Annotated in this window: 13 protein-coding genes; 5 read left to right on the forward strand and 8 right to left on the reverse strand. The window is 41.9% G+C overall.

Annotated features, from left to right (window positions below; genetic code table 11):
• Positions 1-9: 9 nt before the first annotated feature.
• The 6 genes from folK to QM409_RS03255 form a co-directional block, all read right to left on the reverse strand.
• Positions 10-822: a 2-amino-4-hydroxy-6-hydroxymethyldihydropteridine diphosphokinase gene (folK, locus tag QM409_RS03230; RefSeq protein ID WP_414305240.1), complete on the reverse strand. Its 813-nt coding sequence runs from the start codon at positions 820-822 to the stop codon at positions 10-12.
• Between the two features lie 42 nt (positions 823-864).
• Positions 865-1,419, reverse strand: coding sequence for a GTP cyclohydrolase I FolE (gene folE / locus QM409_RS03235; protein ID WP_414305266.1), 555 nt, complete (start codon positions 1,417-1,419; stop codon positions 865-867).
• A complete protein-coding gene (locus tag QM409_RS03240; protein ID WP_414305239.1) occupies positions 1,400-2,722 on the reverse strand; it encodes a bifunctional folylpolyglutamate synthase/dihydrofolate synthase in 1,323 nt (440 codons plus the stop codon). Before QM409_RS03240 ends, folE begins: the two co-directional genes overlap by 20 nt.
• Before the next feature lies 1 nt (position 2,723).
• Entirely contained in the window at positions 2,724-3,698 is a 975-nt protein-coding gene (gene folP / locus QM409_RS03245; RefSeq protein WP_414305238.1) for a dihydropteroate synthase, read from the reverse strand.
• Between the two features lie 93 nt (positions 3,699-3,791).
• Positions 3,792-4,499 carry a lysostaphin resistance A-like protein gene (locus tag QM409_RS03250; RefSeq protein WP_414305237.1) on the reverse strand — a complete coding sequence of 236 codons (708 nt, stop codon included), beginning with the start codon at positions 4,497-4,499 and terminating at the stop codon, positions 3,792-3,794.
• A 104-nt stretch (positions 4,500-4,603) separates the two neighbouring features.
• Positions 4,604-6,022 carry an NCS2 family permease gene (locus QM409_RS03255; protein WP_000359266.1) on the reverse strand — a complete coding sequence of 473 codons (1,419 nt, stop codon included), beginning with the start codon at positions 6,020-6,022 and terminating at the stop codon, positions 4,604-4,606.
• Between the two features lie 189 nt (positions 6,023-6,211).
• Here QM409_RS03255 and QM409_RS03260 point away from each other — a divergent pair, with 189 nt between their 5' ends.
• The 5 genes from QM409_RS03260 to QM409_RS03280 all read left to right on the forward strand — a co-directional run bounded on the left by QM409_RS03260 (position 6,212) and on the right by QM409_RS03280 (position 11,362).
• Positions 6,212-7,024, forward strand: a complete 813-nt coding sequence (locus tag QM409_RS03260) for a Cof-type HAD-IIB family hydrolase (RefSeq protein WP_084926982.1) — start codon at positions 6,212-6,214, stop codon at positions 7,022-7,024.
• Between the two features lie 330 nt (positions 7,025-7,354).
• A complete protein-coding gene (adhP, locus tag QM409_RS03265; RefSeq protein WP_000649185.1) occupies positions 7,355-8,374 on the forward strand; it encodes an alcohol dehydrogenase AdhP in 1,020 nt (339 codons plus the stop codon).
• A gap of 234 nt (positions 8,375-8,608) precedes the next feature.
• Complete coding sequence (locus QM409_RS03270; RefSeq protein ID WP_049547111.1) at positions 8,609-9,598, forward strand: PTS sugar transporter subunit IIB; 990 nt, start codon at positions 8,609-8,611, stop codon at positions 9,596-9,598.
• 25 nt (positions 9,599-9,623) lie between these two features.
• Entirely contained in the window at positions 9,624-10,427 is an 804-nt protein-coding gene (locus QM409_RS03275) for a PTS mannose/fructose/sorbose transporter subunit IIC (protein WP_000022716.1), read from the forward strand.
• 23 nt (positions 10,428-10,450) lie between these two features.
• Positions 10,451-11,362 carry a PTS system mannose/fructose/sorbose family transporter subunit IID gene (locus QM409_RS03280; RefSeq protein ID WP_000136864.1) on the forward strand — a complete coding sequence of 304 codons (912 nt, stop codon included), beginning with the start codon at positions 10,451-10,453 and terminating at the stop codon, positions 11,360-11,362.
• Positions 11,363-11,417: 55 nt separating this feature from the next.
• On the opposite strand, the gene pepC is transcribed toward QM409_RS03280, so the two are convergent.
• Together pepC and QM409_RS03290 are read right to left on the reverse strand one after the other, a co-directional pair.
• On the reverse strand, positions 11,418-12,752 hold the full coding sequence (gene pepC / locus QM409_RS03285; protein WP_049499889.1) for an aminopeptidase C: 1,335 nt from the start codon (positions 12,750-12,752) through the stop codon (positions 11,418-11,420).
• Positions 12,753-12,863: 111 nt separating this feature from the next.
• On the reverse strand, positions 12,864-13,586 hold the full coding sequence (locus QM409_RS03290; protein ID WP_414305681.1) for a pseudouridine synthase: 723 nt from the start codon (positions 13,584-13,586) through the stop codon (positions 12,864-12,866).
• Positions 13,587-13,850 lie beyond the last annotated feature (264 nt).

Consider the following 13,850-nt stretch of genomic DNA (forward strand, 5'->3'; position numbering starts at 1 on the left):
AGAGTTTTTCTATTTTTTCAAAGAATTATACAAGTTACGAATAGGTTGCTTTAATGTAGGATGGATAAAATGAGGTGCAATTTCCTGTAAGGACTCAAGGACAAAAAGGCGTTCCGCTATGTAAGGATGAGGCAAGATGAGGTCGTCTGTATAAAGAATCTGATCCTCCACAAAGAGCAAGTCCAAATCAATCAAACGAGGCCCCCAATGTACTTCTCTCACCCGTCCCATCTCTGACTCAATGGCTAACAAGGTCTCTAATAGAACTGGGGCCGGCAACCAGGTTTCAACCTCAACCACTTGATTAGCAAAGCTATCTTGCTCGACACCTCCCCAAGGCTCCGTCGTCAAGACACTGGACTCTTTGAGAATATGGATACCTTGAGCTCGCATGTTCTCAATGGCTTGTTTCAAGTTTGCTTGTTTATCTCCCATATTGCTTCCTAGGGCGATAAAGGCTCGTTGCTTGCGGCGATGAATGGTTACCGAGCAAGTATCTAGTGGCAAATGCACTGGCGCCCAAGGTTTTTTCAGTTCCAGCTTTATTTCTTGGACAAGAGGATAGGTCTCAAAGGTACGTTCTACCAGTTTGTAGGCTACCGTTTCAATCAAGTCCTCAGTTGTTTCCTGAAACCAAGCCGTCCACTGCTGACACAATTCTCCGTAATGGACAGAGGCTGTCAAATCCAAGTCTGTAGCCGCCTTGGTCATATCATAAGATAAGATGGCTGAAACGATAAATTTTTGCCCCAATTCCTTCTCACTAGGAAAAAGACCATGATAAGCAAAAATTTCCAAATCCTTAATCTGCAGTTGATCCATAATGATTCCTTTCTAGAAAAATCCGCTTGAAGCGGATTCTTTTTATAGTCCCATTAAACGATAAGCCTGATCTCGAAGGTCCTTATCTGTTTCAAATAGACCTCGAGCTACTGTCGTCAAGGTTGCAGTGCCTGGTTTTCTAACACCACGCATGCTCATACACATATGTTCCGCCTCAATGACAACAAAGGCTCCTTTAGCACCTAGATAGTCCATCAAGGCATCGGCCACTTCGATATTCAAACGTTCTTGAATTTGTGGTTTTTTCGAATAAACTTCAACCGTACGGGCTAGCTTAGACAAACCTGCCACACGGCCATCTGGAATGTAGGCAATATGCGCTCTACCATAAAATGGTAGAAAGTGGTGTTCACACATGGTATGGAAAAAGATATCCTTTTCTACCACCATATTATCGTCGATAATCTCAAAGGATTTTGACAAATGTTCCTCCGCTGTTTGACCAAGACCTGAAAAAATCTCTTGGTACATACGGGCCACTCGAGCAGGCGTTTCCTGCAAGCCTTCGCGATTAACGTTCTCTCCTACAGCCTCGATAATCATTTTTACAGCTGTTTCAATCTTTTGTGTATCCATTTTCATTCTTCCTCTCCATCAGATAGGCTCTCACTTGGCTCAAAAAATACAAGGAACCTGTGACAATCCTAACTGTTTGTTTCTCTTCTGTTTTATCTGTCAATTTTTGCTCTAGAAAATCCTGCCAACCTTGGTAGCTGAGATTTCTAGACTTGGCTACCTCTTTCAGCACGTTTTCATCAGTCGCCCGACTATCGTCAAAATGTGTCAGGGTAAGCTCGGTATCTGGGATTTGCTCCAACAAATCCAACATATCCTCCAAGGCCTTGGTTTTGATACAAGTAAAGAGGATTTCCTTACGATAATCTGCAAAGCGTTCTTGCAAGGTTGCTAATAAAGCCTTGATAGCATGGGGATTGTGGGCTCCATCCAAAATCATCAAGGGATCTCTTGACACGATTTCCAAACGCCCTGGCCAACTTGTTTCTTCCAAGGCTTGAGCAAGCAAAGTATTAGCTGGTAACTCTCGACCATCTTCTTGACAAAAAGTATCAAGTAAAGCTATGGCCATCCCAGCATTCTCTATCTGGTGCAAACCAAGCAGGCCAGTCTGGAAGCGACCTTGTCTGACAGCACTTGTATAGTCAAAGACTTCACCCGTTACCACACTCTCTTGATGACAAACTTGATAATCTTTCCCATAGGCAAGTCTCGGCACATCTTTCCCTTCCGCAATGCGGTCAATCACAGCCAAAGCTTCTGGAGCGATACGACCTGTTACCAAGGGAATACCTTGTTTGATAATACCAGCTTTCTGCTCTGCTATGGCTTCCAAGGTGTCACCAAGTAGGGCTACATGGTCCAATCCAATAGTCGTAATTCCTGTCAAAATGGGCTGACAGACATTGGTACTATCTAAAAGTCCACCCATGCCGACTTCCATGATGGCCATATCTACTTGCTCTGAGGCAAAGTAGTCATAGGCTATGGCTGTAATAATCTCAAACTCAGTTGTCCCCTCCAAATTGGCAGCCGCTTCTCCCTCCAGCAAAGACTGATAGTCTGCCATGAGGGCTTCTAGTCTAGCCTCTGGGATAGATTCCCCATTGATGCTAATCTGGTCTGTATAATGAATGAGATAGGGCGAGCTGAAAACTCCAACTCTCATCCCTAGTTTTTCTAGCATATTTTTCAAAAAAGCAATGGTAGACCCCTTGCCATTGGTCCCTCCGATATGGATGACCTTGAGTTTGAGATGGGGATTGCCACGCAAAGCTAACAGTCCCACCATTCGTTCCAAGCCAAAATGCGGTTGGTCCGTCCGGTAGTTGGCAATCCACTGATTATTTTCAATTTCTTTCATCTTATTTATATTGTTTTAAATCTAGATTTTCCGCTTCATCAGCCAGACGAATAGCGGAGGCAATTTCAACTGCCATCCTGTGACTAGCTACGTCATGCACGCGCACCACTTCTACACCCTGTCTCGCAGCGATACTGGTTACATGAGCCGAAGCCGTGTCCCGATTGCGGAAACCAAGTTCTGTCTCAGGATTGACTTCAAAACCATTTTCTTCAAGGATATTGATGACAAATCGCTTGCGCGACACTCCAAGAAAGATTGGATAGCCTTTCTGATGTAGTTTATCCAGATCCCGTAAAAGAAGCAGATTTTCTTTCTTGGTAAGACCAAAGCCAATTCCTGGATCCAGCAGGATGTTTTCTTGAGCAATCCCAGCTTCCTCTGCTCTCGCTAGTGCTCGTACAAAGAAAGCCTCCATCAAGTCTTCAATTGGTAATTTTTCATAGTCAGCTAACTCTTCCTCTGTAAAAGCTTGACCAAAGCCAAAATGAGGAAAGATGAGCGAGCTAGGGTGCTGAGGTCGTGCCATAACTGGATTAAACATAATGACTACTTTCGCTCTCGCTTCAGCTACCACATGAGCCATTTTTTCATCACCCATGAGACCAGTGATATCATTAACTAGATTAGCACCAGCAGCCAAAGCGGCCTCTGCCACCTGGCTCTTCCAAGTATCGATAGAAATAAGGACATCACTTTCCTTGCGAATCGCTTTAATCACTGGAACAACACGCTGGATTTCCTCTTCTATCTCAACATAGCTACTTCCCGGCCGAGTTGATTCTCCACCGATATCGAGCATGCTGGCTCCTTCTGCTATCAATTTACGAGCCTGCTGAAGTGCCTGCTCAAGAGCAAAAAATTGACCACCATCCGAAAAGGAATCTGGGGTTACATTGATAATTCCGCAAATAGCTGTCTTTGCATGATTGGCTTTACTTGACATATCGGTCACTCCCTCAAGGCTTTTCACCATATTATTTCTCTATTTTACCATAAAAAGAAAAAGATGGACACGATTGCATTCATCTTTTTCCCAGTAGAAACAAGTAAGCAATTGTCAAAAATCTTAAACAGAGATCCCTAATGTCCGACTCAAAATCACCACGAGAGCCAACAAACAGAAAAAAACTCCATTAACAACCATGTGAAGTAAGATAGACATTTCCAAACGTTGGGTTTTATAAACTGTCCAAGTTAGCACAGTTGACATTCCTCCATAGATAAGAAGAGAAGGTAGATTTGTCGGTAAATGAAGCAAGGCAAAGATAATAGCACCGACTATATAACCCACATTTTCTTTACCACGAAAGAGTTTTTTAGGAATCACTCCTCGACATAAAATCTCCTCACAAATAGGAGCTATTAGAACCAGTAAGAAAAAACTGGAAATTAAGGAACTATTCTGGACCAAATCATTAATATTTGATTGATTGCCGGTTGTTGTTTCATTCATCAAATGCAGTAAGACCACACCAAGAATATTAAAGGCAAGAATCACTAGATAGCTTAAGGCCAATCTAGCCAAATCCTTAGCCTTGAAAAACGATAAACCAAAACTAGCCAACTGTGTTTTCCTAGCACCTATTATAAATACAGTTAAAACCACAAGAGATAAGGCCCCTACTAATAGTCCCGTTTGAAGCAGTTGAAATTTTCTGCTAGTTAAAAAAGTTGCTAGGGCTAAAGGAAACTGAGAAAACAAAAGCCCTACTAGAAAGATTATTAACCACTTCCCCCTGTTTAATACTTCATCCCAAATATTCTTTTTTATCATCAATCATACTCCTACCATTCAATCAAAATCACCTACCTAGTTTGAAGCAATTTTCAAGTAACTATAATATAAAAAGGGGAGAACCCCTTTTTATATTATAGCATTTATAGTGCCATACTGATGTAGTTAAGGATAAACAAGGCATCCAAAATCCAAATCATTACATGAACATCTTTAGCTTGACCTTTGACAAGCTTAGTCAAAGTGTAAGTCAAGAAACCAACTGCAATCCCTTGAGTGATAGAGTAGCTGAATCCCATAAAGATAGATGTGAAGAAAGCAGGAACCGCTTCAGACATATCGTCCCAATGGATATTTTTCAAGCTAGCCAACATCATAATCCCAACGATAATCAAGATTGGAGCTGTAGCGGCTGTTGGTACGATCGCTAGAAGTGGACTAAAGAAGCTTGAGATTGCAAAACAGATTGCCACGACCAAGGCTGTCAAACCAGTACGTCCACCTGCACCGATACCAGCAGCAGACTCAACATAAGTCGTTACGTTCGAAGTACCAGCGATGGCACCAATTGAAGTACCAATCAAGTCAGAGTAAAGAGCCTTGTCCAATTTAGCTGATTGGTGATTTTCACCATTTGTTGCTACAATACCAACTTTTTCACCTGTACCGATCAAGGTACCAATCGTGTCAAAAATATCTGTCAATGAAAAGGCAAGAATAGCCATCAGAGTTTCAGGCAAGCGAGCTGTATCTGAAATCAAAGCTCCCAAACCTTCTGAACCAAGAGCTGCACCAAAAACTGTCTTCAAGTCTTCAAAGGCTGCACCAACATGGTTATTAGCAAAATCGATACTAGACAAATCTACCAAACCAACTGCAATAGCAAGAATAGTTGTTGTCAAGATAGAAAGGATAATTCCCCCTTTAATCCCTTTAATGACAAAGAAGATTGTGATAGCAAGTCCTGCAAGAGCCACCAAAACAGCTGGATTATTAAAGCTAACCAAGCCTGGAACTGCTGAAGAGTTTGCTGCAATCGTTGCTTGAGCCTTGTCAGCCCCTTCTCCTACAACAGTATAGTTACCTGGATCAATCGTAAATTTCAAAAGTCCAGCATTCTTAATCCCTACATAGGCAAGGAAGACACCGATACCAGCTGAAATAGCTGAGCGAAGGGCATTTGGAATCGATTCAATGATCATTTTACGAACATTTGTCAAAGTGATAATCAATGAGATAATTCCACAGATGAAGACCATAGCTAGGGCTTCTTGCCAAGAATAACCGAGTCCAAATACAACTGTAAAGGTAAAGAAGGCATTGAGTCCCATACCTGGCGCTTGAGCATATGGCAAGTTGGCGTAGAAGGCCATCATCAGGGTACCAGCAACTGCACCGATAATCGTTGCGAGGAATACACCCTGAGCAGGCATTCCTGTTTGCGAAAGAATTTGTGGGTTTACAAAGAGAATATAGCTCATTGCAAAGAAAGTTGTTAAACCAGCGAGAACCTCTGTACGAACGTCTGTACCGTTCTCTTTTAGTTTAAATAATTTGTCCATTATCAATCTCCTTTTAATTTTTACGAACAATAATAGAATTATATCATTTATCATTCACTTTTTCAATATCTTTGTTTGATTTATTTAAGAATTTGATGAAATTTCTTTTTTTGTTTCGAATCTGCTTTTCTGCCTGCTTTCTGTTATAATAGTAGACATCTTATCTGAAAAGACACTAGAAAGGTCCCTATGACGAAAAAAATTATTGCAGTTGACCTGGATGGAACCCTGCTCAACTCAGACAGTCAGATTTCTGACTTTACCAAAGAAACCATAAAAAAAGTTACTGGAAAAGGGCATCAGGTTATTATTACGACAGGGCGCCCTTACCGAATGTCAAAAGATTTCTACCGTGAATTAGGCTTAAATACTCCTATGATTAATTTCAACGGCTCCCTTACTCATTTACCAGACCAAGTTTGGGATTTTGAAAAGTGTTTGACTGTAGACAAAAAATATCTGCTAGACATGGTTCGACGTTCAGAGGACATTCAAGCCGATTTTATCGCTGGAGAATACCGTAAAAAATTCTACATTACAAATCCTAATGAAGAAATTGCCAATCCCAAACTATTTGGCGTAGAAGCTTTCCACCCTGAAGATCAATTTCAACCTGAATTAGTGACCAAAGATCCTAACTGTATCCTATTACAGACCAGAGCCAGTGACAAGTATGCCTTGGCAAAAGAAATGAACGCCTTCTACCAGCATCAACTGTCTATCAATACCTGGGGAGGGCCGCTCAATATCCTTGAGTGTACCCCAAAAGGTGTCAACAAAGCCTTTGCTTTGGACTACTTGCTCAAGGTAATGAACCGTGACAAAAAAGATTTGATTGCCTTTGGAGATGAGCACAATGATACCGAAATGCTTGCTTTTGCTGGGAAAGGTTATGCAATGAAAAATGCCAACCCAGAGCTACTCCCCTATGCAGATGAGCAAATTTCCTTGACAAATGACCAAGACGGAGTTGCCAAAACCCTGCAAGACTTATTCTTATAGTCCATACTGATACTCAATGAAAATCAAAGAGCAAACTAGGAAGCTAGCCGTAGGCAGTACTTGAGTACGGCAAGGCGAAGCTGACGTGGTTTGAATTTGATTTTCGAAGAGTATGACCAGCTTGCGAGCTGGTCTTTGTGTTCTTTTCACAGTCTCATCAACCAGTTAATCGATTGTTCTACTTTTTGCCTCCAAAACCTTGGAAAAGGCTTTCTTTTGTGATATACTTCACATATAAATACAAGAGAGCACGTCACACTCGACTCTGTTGACATAAAATCAATCCAGTCCTGTTTCTCCTGCTCTCAGTTAATATCAAGGAGGATAGCTATGAAAGCTGTTGTTGTAAATCCAGAAAGCACTGGTGTTGCTGTTGAAGAAAAAGTACTCCGTCCACTTGAAACTGGGGAAGCACTTGTAGAAATTGAATACTGTGGTGTTTGCCACACTGACCTCCACGTTGCCCATGGTGACTTTGGTCAAGTACCAGGACGCGTTCTTGGCCACGAAGGTGTTGGTATCGTTAAAGAAATTGCCCCAGATGTGAAAAGCCTTAAAGTCGGTGACCGCGTCAGCGTTGCTTGGTTCTTTGAAGGATGTGGCACTTGCGAATACTGTACAACTGGCCGTGAAACTCTTTGCCGTACAGTAAAAAATGCTGGCTACTCAGTAGATGGTGGTATGGCTGAACAATGTATCGTAACTGCTGACTATGCTGTTAAAGTTCCTGACGGACTTGATCCAGCCCAAGCCTCTTCTATCACATGTGCTGGTGTAACAACCTATAAAGCTATAAAAGAAGCAAAAGTTGAACCAGGTCAATGGGTTGTTCTTTACGGTGCTGGTGGACTTGGTAACCTAGCTGTTCAATACGCTAAAAAAGTATTCAATGCTCATGTCATCGCAGTTGATATCAATAACGACAAACTTGCCCTTGCAAAAGAAGTAGGTGCGGACATTGTTATTAACGGCCTCGAAGTTGAAGATGTACCTGGACTCATCAAGGAAAAAACTGATGGTGGAGCTCATTCAGCTGTCGTAACTGCTGTGTCTAAAGTTGCCTTCAACCAGGCTGTTGACTCAGTTCGTGCCGGTGGTCGCGTAGTCGCTGTTGGTCTTCCTTCTGAAATGATGGAACTCAGCATCGTGAAAACTGTTCTAGATGGAATCCAAGTCATCGGTTCTCTCGTTGGAACTCGTAAAGACTTGGAAGAAGCCTTCCAATTCGGTGCTGAAGGTTTGGTAGTTCCAGTTGTTCAAAAACGTCCAATAGAAGATGCTGTGGCAATTTTCGACGAAATGGAAAAAGGTCAAATTCAAGGACGTATGGTACTCGACTTCACCCACTAATCTAATAAAAACCTATTTTAAAAGTTGGAATACGCTTCCAACTTTTTTATATTAAATTTTTAAATAAGGATTCAAAAAAACTTCTCTAAAACTCAATATATCAATATTTTCAGATGTAATCTTTTTAATTATTTTATGATAAATAGTTGATTTTTAGATGAAAACGGTTTATACTTAAAAAGTCTTAAAGTTTTCTTAAACGAAAACTAAAACAAAAAAGGAGGAATGACAATAATGAGTATCGGAATCATTATTGCGAGCCACGGCGAATTTGCTGCGGGTATTCATCAGTCAGGATCTATGATCTTTGGTGAACAAGAAAAGGTTCAAGTTGTAACCTTTATGCCAAATGAAGGTCCTGATGATTTATACGCTAAGTTTAATAACGCTGTTGCTGCATTTGACGCAGAAGATGAGGTTCTAGTTTTGGCTGACCTTTGGAGTGGATCTCCATTCAACCAAGCTAGTCGCGTGATGGGAGAAAATCCTGAGCGTAAGTTTGCCATCATCACAGGACTTAACTTACCGATGTTAATCCAAGCCTACACAGAGCGCCTGATGGACGCTGCTGCAGGTGTAGAAAAAGTCGCTGCTAATATTATTAAAGAAGCCAAAGATGGCATCAAAGCTCTTCCAGAAGAGTTAAATCCAGCTGAAGAAGTTGCAACTGCTGCAGCTGCTCCAGTTGCCCAAGCTGCTATCCCAGAAGGAACTGTTATCGGGGATGGTAAATTGAAAATCAATCTTGCTCGTCTTGACACACGTCTCCTTCACGGTCAGGTTGCAACTGCTTGGACTCCAGATTCAAAAGCAGACCGTATCATCGTTGCTTCAGATAACGTAGCTAAAGACGAATTACGTAAAGAATTGATTAAACAAGCAGCTCCAGGTAAAGTGAAAGCAAACGTTGTTCCTATCCAAAAACTAATCGACGTTGCAAAAGACCCTCGCTTCGGAGGAACACATGCCCTTATCTTGTTTGAAACACCTCAAGATGCCCTTCGTGCTATCGAAGGTGGCGTGCCAATCAAAACTCTTAATGTTGGATCAATGGCTCACTCAACTGGTAAAACAATGGTTAACAACGTTTTGTCTATGGATAAAGAAGACGTTGCTACATTTGAAAAAATGCGTGACCTTGGTGTTGAATTTGATGTACGTAAAGTACCAAACGACACCAAAAAAGATTTGTTTGACTTGATCAACAAAGCAAACGTGCAATAATCGATTTTATGAAAGGATTTTAAAGATGTCTATTATTTCTATGGTTTTAGTAGTCGTTGTAGCCTTCCTAGCAGGTCTTGAAGGTATCCTCGACCAGTTCCAATTCCATCAACCAATCGTAGCTTGTACCCTTATCGGTCTTGTTACTGGTAACCTTGAAGCAGGGATCATCCTTGGTGGTTCTCTTCAAATGATCGCCCTTGGTTGGGCTAACATCGGAGCTGCCGTAGCTCCTGACGCTGCTCTTGCTTCTGTTGCTGCTGCCATTATCATGGTTCTTGGTGGCGACTTTACTAAGACAGGTATCGGTGTTGCCCAAGCAGTTGCTATCCCTCTTGCAGTTGCTGGTCTATTCTTGACTATGATTGTCCGTACACTCTCTGTCGGATTGGTTCACACTGCTGATGCTTCTGCTAAAAAAGGTGACTTCAAAGCAGTTGAACGTGCTCACTTTGTCGCACTTCTTCTTCAAGGTCTTCGTATTGCAGTCCCTGCAGCACTCCTTCTAATGGTACCAACTGAAACCGTACAAAGCATTCTAAATGCTATGCCTGATTGGCTTAAAGATGGTATGGCTATCGGTGGTGGTATGGTCGTTGCCGTTGGTTACGCTATGGTTATCAACATGATGGCAACTCGTGAAGTATGGCCATTCTTCGCTATCGGTTTCGTGCTTGCTGCCGTGTCAGATATTACTCTAATCGGATTTGGTGCTATCGGTGTTGCTATCGCTCTTATCTACCTTCACCTTTCTAAAACTGGTGGAAATGGTGGCGGAGGAGCCGCAACTTCTAACGACCCAATCGGCGATATCCTAGAAGACTACTAAGATAAGAAAGGACTGAAAACATCATGACTGAAAAACTTCAATTAACTAAATCAGATCGTAAAAAAGTTTGGTGGCGTTCAACTTTCTTACAAGGTTCTTGGAACTATGAACGTATGCAAAACTTGGGTTGGGCTTACTCATTAATTCCAGCTCTTAAAAAACTCTACACTAAAAAAGAAGATCAAATCGCTGCTCTTGAACGCCATCTTGAGTTCTTCAACACTCACCCATACGTAGCCGCTCCAATCATGGGGGTTACTCTTGCACTTGAAGAAGAACGTGCTAACGGTGTTGAAATTGATGACGCTGCTATCCAAGGGGTTAAAATCGGTATGATGGGACCTCTTGCTGGTATCGGTGACCCAGTATTCTGGTTTACAGTACGCCCAATCCTTGGATCACTCGGTGCTTCACTTGCCCTTACTGGTAATATCTTAGGTCCAATCCTCTTCTTCGTTCTTTGGAACTTGATTCGTATGTCATTCTTGTGGTATACACAAGAGATTGGATACAAGGCTGGATCAGAAATCACTAAAGATATGTCTGGCGGTATCCTTCAAGACATCACTAAAGGAGCTTCTATCCTTGGTATGTTCATTCTTGCTGTCCTTGTTCAACGTTGGGTAAATATTAAATTTGCTTTCGATGTTGCCAAAGTTCAACTAGATGAAAAGGCTTATATCCATTGGGATAAATTGCCAGAAGGATCTAAAGGTATCCAAGAAGCATTCGCACAAGTAGGACAAGGATTGTCTCAAACACCTGAAAAAGTTACTACTTTCCAACAAAACTTGGATATGTTGATCCCTGGACTATCAGGACTACTCCTTACTCTCCTTTGCATGTACTTGCTTAAGAAAAAAGTATCTCCAATCACTATTATCCTTGCACTCTTCGCAGTGGGTATTGTGGCACATGTTCTTCACATCATGTAATCAAGCAACTTAAAAGGAATCAGGTTCTAAAATCTGATTCCTTTTTTCTATACTTTTATTCAGCCAAGGCTCCCATTGGATCCCATGGTGCGAGTACAATTGGTTCTGATTCATAGGCAGCTTGTTCTTCTGCTGTCAGCAATTCCTTACGGACAACGATTTGGTAAGTGTATTCGTCCATCCAAGCGTCTGAGGCAACAAAGTACCCATCGGTACCAACCTTGTCTCCCCATGAGTTTTCAACCTTCCACTTGGTTGACTTCCCATTTTCATCCAAATCAACACCTGTCAAGACCATGGCGTGGGTCATCAAACTTTCGCTGTAATCCAAACGTCCAGCCTTGTCTTGAGTGAGTTTAATGTCCATGCTTGATTCAAAGTCATAAACATCTGTCGCAAGGATTCCAGCCTTACGGTTGCTGAGCTGGCCGACATCAGAACCAAACCAAACAGTCTCACCTGCTTGCATTTGAGCAATTGCCAACTCTTTCAAGCGCTCCATCGGCACGTTGATGTAACGAACCGCACGGCTACCAACCACATTTCCTAACATCTCAACTGTGTAAGATTTTCCGTAAGGCTTGTCAGCAGTTGGAGCATTGATAACAGAAACATAATCTTCTAGAGGAAGATTGACATATTTCTTGTAAAACTCTTGTGGTGTAATGCCCTTTTCGCTTTGGTAGTTGTTATCTTTATCGCGATAAGCAAAGTCAAACTGACGTGGTGGAAGTCCTAATGACATGGCAAGGAAATTAAAGATTTCTTGCAAGAGGTCTTCTTTCTTAGCTTGAACAGTCGCTTGGTCCGCACCAGAAGTAAGCAAGTCACGCAAGATTTGAGCATCTTGGCGAAGCAATTTGTTAAGTATTGCATTTAACTCACGGCTACTACTAGATGAAACAGACTCAGGGTAAACTGACTTAGGCACGACACCGTATTTCTCAAAGAGAGAAACGACCATATCCCATTGACCGCCATCTTGTTGAGGTGTTTGAAGTAGGAATTTAACCTTACGGCTCGTCAAATCTTGGTCTGCGGTTGCAATGACTTGCTCCAAGAACCAGTTTGATTTCTCATACTTATCCCAGAAGAATGTATGAGCCTGTGACAACTCAAAGTTTTCCAATTTATATTGCGAGATGAGCTTGTGGCGGAAAGTGTTAAGGGCTGCAAACATCCAGCAACGACCAGACGCTTTCTGGTTGGTTACCTTGTCCTTGGTCAAATCCAATGAGAAAACAGGTGTGTTATCTACATGGCTTTGGCGACGTTCTAGAGCTGCAAAAATTCCGTTGTGGCTGGCAGCATTTTCAATCGCTTGGTATTTTACATTTGCTTCATAGTTGGCAAATAATTTATCAGTAAATGATTCTTGAATCGCGTTCATAGATTCCTCCTTTTATTCTACAGTCTATTATAACTCTTTTCACAAAGGAAGCAACTGAAAAACATAAAAGGCGAGGACATTCTCCCTCACCTTTTTCGAATATAAACTAAATTAAGCAATACTAGCACGGAGATCTTCTAATTCTTCCTTGGTCAAGCGACGCCACTCTCCTCGCTGCAAGTTCTCATCCAATACTAGAGTTCCCATAGTCAAACGTTGCAAGTCTACTACTTCCTTGCCACAATAGGCCACCATTCGTTTGACCTGGTGGAACTTCCCTTCTGCAATAGTCACACGGATTTGGCTCTGATTCTTTTCTGAATCTACCGACATAATCTCCAGTTTAGCAGGCTGACAGGTAAAGTCTTTGAGAGGAATACCCTTAGCAAATATCTCTACATCTTCTTGAGTCATAATTCCCTTAACCTGAGCCATATAAGTCTTATCCACATGACGCTTAGGTGAAAGAAGAGCATGAGAAAGCTGACCATCATTGGTCAAGAGCAAAAGACCATGCGTGTCAATATCCAAGCGTCCTGCTGGGAAAACTTCCTTGCTCCGAGCAATATCATCCAGCAAGTCCAGAACGGTTCTGTGCTTAGGATCCTCAGTCGCTGAAATAACTCCTTGGGGCTTGTTCATCATGTAGTAGACAAACTCTTCATACTCCAACACTTTCCCATCAAAGCGAATCTCATCTCTTTCTTCATCAATCTGCAATTTAGCTGACTTTTCTTTTTTACCATTTACCGTCACGCGACCAGCCTTGAGCAAGTTTTTGACCTCAGTTCGGCTCCCCACAGCGCAGGCAACTAAAAATTTATCCAATCTCATAGAACTATTATATCATACTCAAAAGGAGGCTGGTACAATGACCAACCTCCTTTTCGTTTCATACTCTTCAAAAATCTCTTCAAACCGCGTCAACGTCGCCTTGCCGTATATATGTTACTGACTTCGTCAGTTCTATCTGCAACCTCAAAACAGTGTTTTGAGCTGACTTCGTCAGTTCTATCTACAACCTCAAAACAGTGCTTTGAGCAACCTGCGGCTATTTTCCTAGTTTGCTCTTTGATTTTCATTGAGTATCAGATTTAA

The sequence above is a fragment of the Streptococcus mitis genome (assembly GCF_047465045.1).
In the GTDB taxonomy this organism is placed as follows: Bacteria; Bacillota; Bacilli; order Lactobacillales; family Streptococcaceae; genus Streptococcus; species Streptococcus mitis_DT.

Bases quoted from the DNA above. Each gene is read 5' to 3' on its own strand.
- folK (WP_414305240.1), bottom strand. From the start codon at position 822: ATGGATCAACTGCAGATTAAGGATTTGGAAATTTTTGCTTATCATGGT.
- folE (WP_414305266.1), bottom strand. From the start codon at position 1,419: ATGGATACACAAAAGATTGAAACAGCTGTAAAAATGATTATCGAGGCT.
- QM409_RS03240 (WP_414305239.1), bottom strand. From the start codon at position 2,722: ATGAAAGAAATTGAAAATAATCAGTGGATTGCCAACTACCGGACGGAC.
- folP (WP_414305238.1), bottom strand. From the start codon at position 3,698: ATGGTGAAAAGCCTTGAGGGAGTGACCGATATGTCAAGTAAAGCCAAT.
- QM409_RS03250 (WP_414305237.1), bottom strand. From the start codon at position 4,499: ATGATAAAAAAGAATATTTGGGATGAAGTATTAAACAGGGGGAAGTGG.
- QM409_RS03255 (WP_000359266.1), bottom strand. From the start codon at position 6,022: ATGGACAAATTATTTAAACTAAAAGAGAACGGTACAGACGTTCGTACA.
- QM409_RS03260 (WP_084926982.1), top strand. From the start codon at position 6,212: ATGACGAAAAAAATTATTGCAGTTGACCTGGATGGAACCCTGCTCAAC.
- adhP (WP_000649185.1), top strand. From the start codon at position 7,355: ATGAAAGCTGTTGTTGTAAATCCAGAAAGCACTGGTGTTGCTGTTGAA.
- QM409_RS03270 (WP_049547111.1), top strand. From the start codon at position 8,609: ATGAGTATCGGAATCATTATTGCGAGCCACGGCGAATTTGCTGCGGGT.
- QM409_RS03275 (WP_000022716.1), top strand. From the start codon at position 9,624: ATGTCTATTATTTCTATGGTTTTAGTAGTCGTTGTAGCCTTCCTAGCA.
- QM409_RS03280 (WP_000136864.1), top strand. From the start codon at position 10,451: ATGACTGAAAAACTTCAATTAACTAAATCAGATCGTAAAAAAGTTTGG.
- pepC (WP_049499889.1), bottom strand. From the start codon at position 12,752: ATGAACGCGATTCAAGAATCATTTACTGATAAATTATTTGCCAACTAT.
- QM409_RS03290 (WP_414305681.1), bottom strand. From the start codon at position 13,586: ATGAGATTGGATAAATTTTTAGTTGCCTGCGCTGTGGGGAGCCGAACT.